At 70.3% G+C, this 7,606-nt stretch carries 6 protein-coding genes and 1 pseudogene; 4 read left to right on the forward strand and 3 right to left on the reverse strand.

Annotation, left to right across the window (positions count from 1 at the left end):
- Positions 1-18: 18 nt before the first annotated feature.
- From GEV07_18730 to GEV07_18740, 3 genes are read right to left on the reverse strand one after another with little or no spacing between them, the layout of a single operon-like run.
- On the reverse strand, positions 19-882 hold the full coding sequence (locus GEV07_18730; GenBank protein ID MQA04660.1) for an ABC transporter permease subunit: 864 nt from the start codon (positions 880-882) through the stop codon (positions 19-21).
- A complete protein-coding gene (locus GEV07_18735) occupies positions 869-1,861 on the reverse strand; it encodes an ATP-binding cassette domain-containing protein (GenBank protein MQA04661.1) in 993 nt (330 codons plus the stop codon). The genes GEV07_18730 and GEV07_18735 overlap by 14 nt, the downstream gene beginning before the upstream one ends.
- Positions 1,858-2,907 (reverse strand): hypothetical protein, encoded by a 1,050-nt coding sequence (locus tag GEV07_18740; protein ID MQA04662.1) that lies wholly within the window; start codon positions 2,905-2,907, stop codon positions 1,858-1,860. Before GEV07_18740 ends, GEV07_18735 begins: the two co-directional genes overlap by 4 nt.
- Positions 2,908-3,032: 125 nt before the next feature.
- Here GEV07_18740 and GEV07_18745 point away from each other — a divergent pair, with 125 nt between their 5' ends.
- The 4 genes and pseudogenes from GEV07_18745 to GEV07_18760 all read left to right on the forward strand — a co-directional run bounded on the left by GEV07_18745 (position 3,033) and on the right by GEV07_18760 (position 7,431).
- Complete coding sequence (locus GEV07_18745; GenBank protein ID MQA04663.1) at positions 3,033-4,079, forward strand: L-threonine 3-dehydrogenase; 1,047 nt, start codon at positions 3,033-3,035, stop codon at positions 4,077-4,079.
- Positions 4,080-4,081: 2 nt separating this feature from the next.
- A complete protein-coding gene (locus GEV07_18750; protein MQA04664.1) occupies positions 4,082-5,287 on the forward strand; it encodes a glycine C-acetyltransferase in 1,206 nt (401 codons plus the stop codon).
- Between the two features lie 12 nt (positions 5,288-5,299).
- Positions 5,300-6,720, forward strand: a pseudogene (locus GEV07_18755) (Si-specific NAD(P)(+) transhydrogenase).
- 9 nt (positions 6,721-6,729) lie between these two features.
- Positions 6,730-7,431 carry a hypothetical protein gene (locus GEV07_18760; GenBank protein ID MQA04665.1) on the forward strand — a complete coding sequence of 234 codons (702 nt, stop codon included), beginning with the start codon at positions 6,730-6,732 and terminating at the stop codon, positions 7,429-7,431.
- The last annotated feature ends 175 nt before the right edge of the window (positions 7,432-7,606 follow it).

A 7,606-nucleotide genomic window follows, 5' to 3' on the forward strand; every position in this document is an offset into this window, starting at 1 on the left:
CGGCTACCGGCTACCGGCTCAGGCGACGTCGCGGGTGGTCATCCTGGCGTAGGCCGCGCTGCCGAAGATCAGCACGTACACCAGCTGGACGACCAGGCCGGTGAGCATGTTGTCGGCGTAGATCGGGTCCCTGAGCAGGTCCGCGAGCGTCAGCCAGTAGTGCGTCGGCAGGTACGCGTGGATGACCTCGATCTGCGGTACGGCGTCCAGGATCTGGCTCACCAGCGGCACGGCGACCGTGGTGGCCATCGCCGCCAGCGGGGTCTCGACGAGCGACGAGACGAACACCCCGATCGCCGCGAGGCCGGTGAGGCTGGCGGCGACGTAGCCGGCGGCGAGCAGGCCGCGCCACAGCCCCTCGCCGTACGACAGCGAGACCCCGGAGATCGACGGCACCTCACCGCGCGGGAACAGGATCGCGCCCACGGCGACCGCCACCAGGTAGACGGTCAGCGCCGCGGCCAGGCAGAAGACCAGCACGGCGAGCAGCTTCGCGAACAGCAGCCGCGCCCGTCCGGCCGGTGCCACCAGCAGGTACCGCAGGGTGCCCTGGTGCGCCTCGCCGGCGAGGCTGTCGCCCGCGACCACCGCAACCCCGACCGGGAGGAAGAGCGGCAGCAGGAAGAACAGCGACACGAACACCAGGAACACGCCGTTGAGCACGACGCTGCCGATGAAGTTCGGCCCGCCGTGGTCGCCCGGGCTGGCGAACAGGTAGATGACCACGCCCAGCAGCACCGGCACCGCCGCGTACGCCGCGAGCAACGCGTACGTGCGCAGCCGGCGGAAGGTCACCGACAGCTCGCTGAGGAACAGCCCCACCGGGTGGCCCGCACGCCGCTGCACCGGTGACTGCACGGTGTCGACCTCACTCGGTGACATCGAAGCCCTCCCCGGTGACCGCCACGAACGCGTCCTCCAGCGACGGCCGCGCACGGGTGAGCTCCCGCACCCGTACGCCCGCCCGTACCAGCGCGGCGCACGTCTCCTCGACGGGCAGCTCGCCGGGGTCCGCGGTGACCTGGTCGCGCTCGGCCCGCACCCCGTCGAGGCCGAGCTCACCGAGCGTACGCACCGCGAGGTCGACGTCGGGGGTGGTGACGACCAACCGCACGCCGGCGTGCGCGCGCAGCTCGTCGACCGTGCCCTGCAGCACCAGCTGGCCGTGGTCGAGCACGGCGACGTCGCTGCACACCTGCTCCACCTCGGCGAGCAGGTGCGAAGAGAGCAGCACCGTCACACCGCCGACGGCCAGCTCCCGGATCAGCGATCTGATCTCCCTGGTGCCCTGCGGGTCGAGGCCGTTGGTGGGCTCGTCGAGCACGAGCAGCTGCCGCGGCTGCAACAGCGCCGCGGCGAGGCACAGCCGCTGCCGCATTCCCAGCGAGTACGCGCGGTACTTCTTCCGCGCCGCGGCCGTCAGCCCCACCCGTTCGAGTGCCGTGCCGACCCGCGCCTTCCGGGTCGCCGGGTCGGCGGTCGGGTCGGCGGCGTCCATCCGGGCGAGGTACGCGGCGCCGGACAGCCACGGGTAGCCGGCGGGCCCCTCGATCAGGGCACCGACGCGCGGCAGCACGGCGGCGGACTGCCGCGGCATCGGCAGGCCGAGCAGCTCGATCTCCCCGGCCGTCGGGGTGGCCAGCCCGAGCAGCATCCGGATGGTGGTGGTCTTGCCGGAACCGTTCGGGCCGAGGAAGCCGAAGACGCTCCCCGCGGGCACGTCGAGCGCCAGGTCGCGTACCGCGTACTGGCCGCCACGGAACCGTTTGCTCAGGGCGCGCGTGACGATCGCGCTGCCGCCGTGGTCATCGGCAACCGCGGTGTCGGCAGGCGCCGTCGCCGCCACTGGCTGGTCGGTCAAGCGTTCGCCGCGGCGCGTTCGACGGCCGACGGGGTCACCGCGCCGGCGAACATCCGGCCGTCGTCGAGCACGAGCAGGGTGACCAGCCGCGACCTGATCATGGTGCCGCTGCCGTACTCACCGGTCACCCGGGTGCCGGCGGCGCGCAGCTGCTTCAGGTACGCACTCGCCTCGCCGGTCGGCTTCGAGCCCCTGTCGCCCAGCTCGACGACCTTCGTCCACGACGGCTCGCCGTGGTGGCCGTGCTTCCTCGCCTGCTTCGGCTTGCGGTCGTGGTCACCGGCCTGCGCCGTCCGCCGCTCGACCTTGGTGCCCTTCGGCGGGTCGAACTCGAACGTGTCCGCCGCCGGCTCCGCGTAGCTGAGCTCGCTGAACGCGACGTCGATCGCCGGGTCGGCGGAGCCGTCGGGCAGCACGGTGAGGCCGAGCGGCATCCAGGTCTTCGCGTCGATGGACACCTGCACGGAGCCGACCAGCGACTCGGCCGACTTCGGCTCCACCACCAGCTCGTACGCGTCGCGGCCCGCGACCTCGCCGGCGCGACCGACGGACACGTCGGAGTCGTCGCCGAGCTCGGCGAGGATCCGCTTGGCGGCCTGGTCCGGGCTGGCCTGCTCGTGCCGCTGCCGGTCGTCCCGCTGCGGCAGCGTGGTGCGGACGGCCTTGCGCTCCGCGCTGTCGTACATCCAGGCCGTGCGGCCGTCCCTGAGGTACGTCCGCTCGCTGTTCGACCCGAGCACGGACAACCGCTGCTTGTCGGCACCGGACTTCGCCACCCGCATGGTGCCGGTGCCGGTGAGGAGCGAGGAGAGGTCGGACGAGCGCACCGACTGAGGCAGCGCCGGGATGCCGAGGTCGGCCTCGGTGCGTACGGTGCCGGAGAACGTGTCCACGTCGGACGCGAGCGTGCGGCTGAGCAGCTGTTGCGCGCTCACCGCGGGCAACGCGGCGTCGGCACCCGCGGTCAGTGCGGGCACCACCGCCGAGGCGGCGACCGCGGCGGCCGCGATCCCGACGGGAATCGTCCATCGAAGCTTGCTGCCCATCGAGTTCCCTCCCTAGGCCCCTCCCGTCGACGGTAACCCTTCCGGTCGCGGCCCACGTACTCCAAATGACGTATTTCCGTGCCTGTGGGAAGCTGCCTGCAGCGGCGTCGACCTCGAGAGGTGACATGAAGGCCCTGGTGAAGACGGCTGCGGCGCCCGGGTTGGCGCTCTCGGACGTACCGGAGCCCGCGATCGACGCGGACGACGTGCTGATCCGGGTGCTACGTACGGGAGTCTGCGGCACGGACCTGCACATCCAGTCCTGGGACGCGTGGGCGGCCGAGCACATCCAGCCGCCGCTGGTGATCGGGCACGAGTTCGTCGGCGAGATCGTCGAGGTCGGCTCGCGGGTGGTGGAGCTGGAAGCCGGCGACATCGTCAGCGGCGAGGGGCACATCGTGTGCGGCCGGTGCCGCAACTGCATGGCCGGCCAGCGGGTGATGTGCGCCCACACCCAGGGCCTCGGGGTGGATCGGGCCGGCTGCTTCGCCGAGTACGTCGCGCTGCCTGCGGGCAACGTCTGGCGGCACCACAGCGACATCGACCTGGACGTCGCGTCGATCTTCGACCCGTTCGGGAACGCCGTGCACACCGCGTTGAAGTTCCCCGTGATGGGCGAGGACGTGTTGATCACCGGCGCCGGGCCGATCGGCATCATGGCCGCCGCCGTCGCGAAGCACGCGGGCGCGCGGTACGTGGTGGTGAGCGACGTCAGCGACTACCGGCTGGACCTCGCGAAGCGGGCCGGCGTCACGCTCGCGCTCGATGCCCGCACCCACGGCGCCGCCGACGCGCAGCGCATCCTCGGCATGCACGAGGGCTTCGACGTCGGCATGGAGATGTCCGGCAAGGCCCCCGCCCTGCGCGACATGGTGGCCAACATGAAGCACGGTGGCGAGATCGCGCTACTCGGCCTGCCCAGCGAGGAGTTCGCCGTCGACTGGAGCCGGATCGTGCTGAAGATGCTGACCATCAGCGGCATCTACGGCAGGGAGATGTTCGAGACCTGGTACGAGATGTCCGTGCTGTTGCAGTGCGGCCTGGACATCTCGCACGTCATCACGCACCGGTTGCCGTACACCGAGTACGAGCGTGCGTTCGAGATCTGCCGATCCGGACACTGCGGCAAGGTCGTCCTGGAGTGGGCGCAGCCCACCCACGGAGAGGAGTAGGCGTGTTCGAGACGGTACGAGCCGACCTGCGCGGCCGGCTGGACGAGATCCACGCGCAGGGCCTGTACAAGGCGGAGCGCGTCATCTCCACTCCGCAGCGGGCGCGGATCGGGGTGGCCGAGGGCGAGGTCGTCAACCTCTGCGCGAACAACTACCTCGGCCTCGCCGACCACCCGGACGTGATCGCCGCGGCGCACGCCGCCATGGACGACTGGGGTTTCGGCATGGCGTCGGTACGGTTCATCTGCGGCACCCAGGAACCGCACAAGCAGCTGGAGGAACGACTCTCGACGTTCCTCGGCACCGACGACACCATCCTGTACAGCTCTTGCTTCGACGCCAACGCCGGCCTGTTCGAGACACTCCTGGACGAGAACGACGCGGTGATCTCCGACGCGCTCAACCACGCGAGCATCATCGACGGCGTACGGCTGTGCAAGGCCCGCCGGCTGCGCTACGCGAACCGCGACATGGCGGAGCTGGAGGCGCGGCTGCAGGAGGCGGCGGACGCACGGCACCGGCTGATCGCCACCGACGGCGTCTTCTCCATGGACGGCTACCTGGCGCCGCTGCCGGAGATCTGCGACCTGGCCGAGCGCTACGACGCGATGGTGATGGTCGACGACTCGCACGCGGTGGGCTTCGTCGGCCCGAACGGTGGCGGCACGCCCGACCTGCTCGGCGTACGCGACCGGGTGGACGTCGTCACCGGCACGCTCGGCAAGGCGCTCGGCGGCGCGAGCGGCGGGTACACGAGCGGGCGCGCGGAGATAGTCGAGTACCTGCGCCAGCGGTCCCGGCCTTACCTGTTCTCCAACTCGGTGGCGCCGGCGATCGTCGGTGCCTCGCTGGCCGTGCTCGACCTGCTCACCGAGGGCGCGGAACTGCGCGACCGGCTCGCGGCGAACACCGCGTACTTCCGGCAGGCCATGACGGACGCCGGCTTCGACGTGCTGCCCGGTGACCACCCGATCGTGCCGGTGATGATCTACGACGCCGCGCTCGCCGCCCGGATGGCCGACCTGCTGCTCGACCGCGGCATCTACGTCATCGGGTTCTCCTACCCGGTGGTGCCGATGGGCCAGGCGCGGATCCGCACCCAGCTGTCGGCCGCGCACGAGCGGGCCGATGTGGAACGAGCTGTCCGCGCGTTCACCGAAGTACGCGAAGAGCTGGGCGGATTGCCCGGGGTATCAGCAGCCTCGTAGGAATGGGTGAGCATGGGGTCGACCAGCCACGGTTACGACTACGACGTCGTCGTCATCGGGTCGGGGCCGAGCGGGCAGAAGGCGGCCATCGCCGCCGCGAAGCTCGACCGGTTGGTCGCCATCGTCGACCGCAAGGCAATGGTCGGCGGTGTCTGTATCAACACCGGCACCATCCCGTCGAAGACGCTGCGCGAGGCCGTCCTCTACCTCACCGGGCTCGACCTGCGTGAGGTGTACGGGCAGAGCTATCAGGTCAAGTCCGAGATCGGGATGGCCGACCTGCACACCCGTACGCACTACGTGATCGGCCGCGAGATCGACGTCGTGCGCAGCCAGCTGTCACGTAACCGGGTGAACCTGCTGACCGGCACCGCCAGGTTCGCCGGCGACCACAAGCTCACCGTCATGTCCGACGAGGGCGCCGAGCAGACCGTCACGGCGGACAAGGTGGTCATCGCGGTCGGCACCCGTCCGGCGCGGCCGGACAGCGTCGCGTTCGACGGCAAGACGATCGTCGACTCCGACCAGCTGCTCTCGCTCGACCGGGTGCCCGCGTCCATGGTCGTCGTGGGCGCCGGCGTCATCGGCATCGAGTACGCGTCGATGTTCGCCGCGCTCGGCACGAAGGTCACGGTGATCGAACGCCGCGAGCGGATGCTGTCATTCTGCGACCTGGAGGTCGTGGAGGCGCTGAAGTACCAGCTGCGCGACATGGCCGTGACGTTCAGGTTCCGGGAGTCGGTGGCCGCGGTGGAGAAGTTCACCGGCGGCGCCTTGACCATCCTGGCGAGCGGCAAGAAGGTGCCCGCCGACACGGTGATGTACTCTGCCGGCCGGCAGGGCGTGCTGGCCGACCTGACACCGGAGAACGCCGGTCTCGACGTCGACGACCGCAGCCGGGTGAGCGTCGACGAGTTCTACCGCACGAACGTGCCGCACCTGTACGCCGTCGGCGACATCATCGGTTCCCCGCGCTCGCCGCCACATCGATGGAGCAGGGCAGGATCGCCGCGTACCACGCGTGCGAAGAGCCGACCAACGACCTCACCCCGTTCCAGCCGATCGGCATCTACACCATCCCGGAGATCTCGTACGTAGGGCAGACCGAGGACGAACTGACGGCGTCCAGCGTGCCGTTCGAGGTCGGCATCGCCAGATACCGGGAGCTGGCGCGCGGCCAGATCATGGGCGACTCGTACGGCATGCTGAAGCTGCTGGTGCACACGGAGACCAGGAAGCTGCTCGGCGTACACGTGTTCGGCAGCAACGCCACCGAGCTGGTGCACATCGGGCAGGCGGTGATGGGCTGCGACGGCACCATCGACTACCTCGTCGACACCGTGTTCAACTACCCCACCCTGGCTGAGTCGTACAAGGTAGCCGCCCTCGACGCCACCAACAAGATGCGCGCAGTAACCCGCCTCACCGACTAACGGCACGCCATGGCAACCGCGGAGGAACAGCTCGAGGCTGCGGTAGGCGAGCTACCCAAGGCGTTCGGCCCAGACCGCCCGTCCTCGGTCGGCGGTCGCGCGCACTGCTACACCTCCGACGAGCTGGCGATACTTGCCGGCCCGCGCAACGAGATCCCCGTCGACCTGATCAGCCAGGTGGCCAGGGAGGTACCCGATCATTGGGACGACTTCGCCGGCCTCTACCGGCGGCTTACGCCGCGGATCCTGCCCCCACTGGTGACCGGTGACCTGCCCGTCGACGAGGCGCTTGTCGGTGAGCGGCTGCACGAGGCCGTGCTCGCGCAATGGCCGGCGGCTGAGCGTGCCGCTGTCGACCGCAACTGCCAGGCGTGGTGGCGGGCCACGCTCGAGCAGCACCCCCGGCAGCCGACTGCGATGCAGGCGCTGGAGTTCCTGGTGGCGTACAGCGGTGACGTACAGCCGTGGTTGGACGGCTGGACCGCCGCTGCCCGCCCAGCGGCCAGCAAGCATCTCGCCGACCTGTGTGACCACGCGGTCAACTACATCGACGGCAACAACCGCATCTGCTTGGGCTTCAACCAGCTACGCGACGTCACCGCGCCGGGCGCCAGCGACACCTTGGAGCTGCTGGTCGGCACCTTGACCGATGGCAACAGCACGACCAAGGGACGCCAGGCACCCGGACTTCGGCTGCGTCCCGACCGCTGACGGCACTACCGCCACGATGGAGCATCGTGGGGTGGGGCAGGGAGGCACTGATGTCGTCGACGTTGTTGAGTGTGGGGCCGTGGCTGGGCGTTGCCGTGGCCGTGTTGGCGGTCGTGGCGGCGGTTGTTGCGCGGGTGGGCAGGCTGGGCCAGGAACGCCGCATCGCCGTTGCCGC

The sequence above is a fragment of the Streptosporangiales bacterium genome, from assembly GCA_009379825.1.
Classification (GTDB): Bacteria; Actinomycetota; Actinomycetes; order Streptosporangiales; family WHST01; genus WHST01.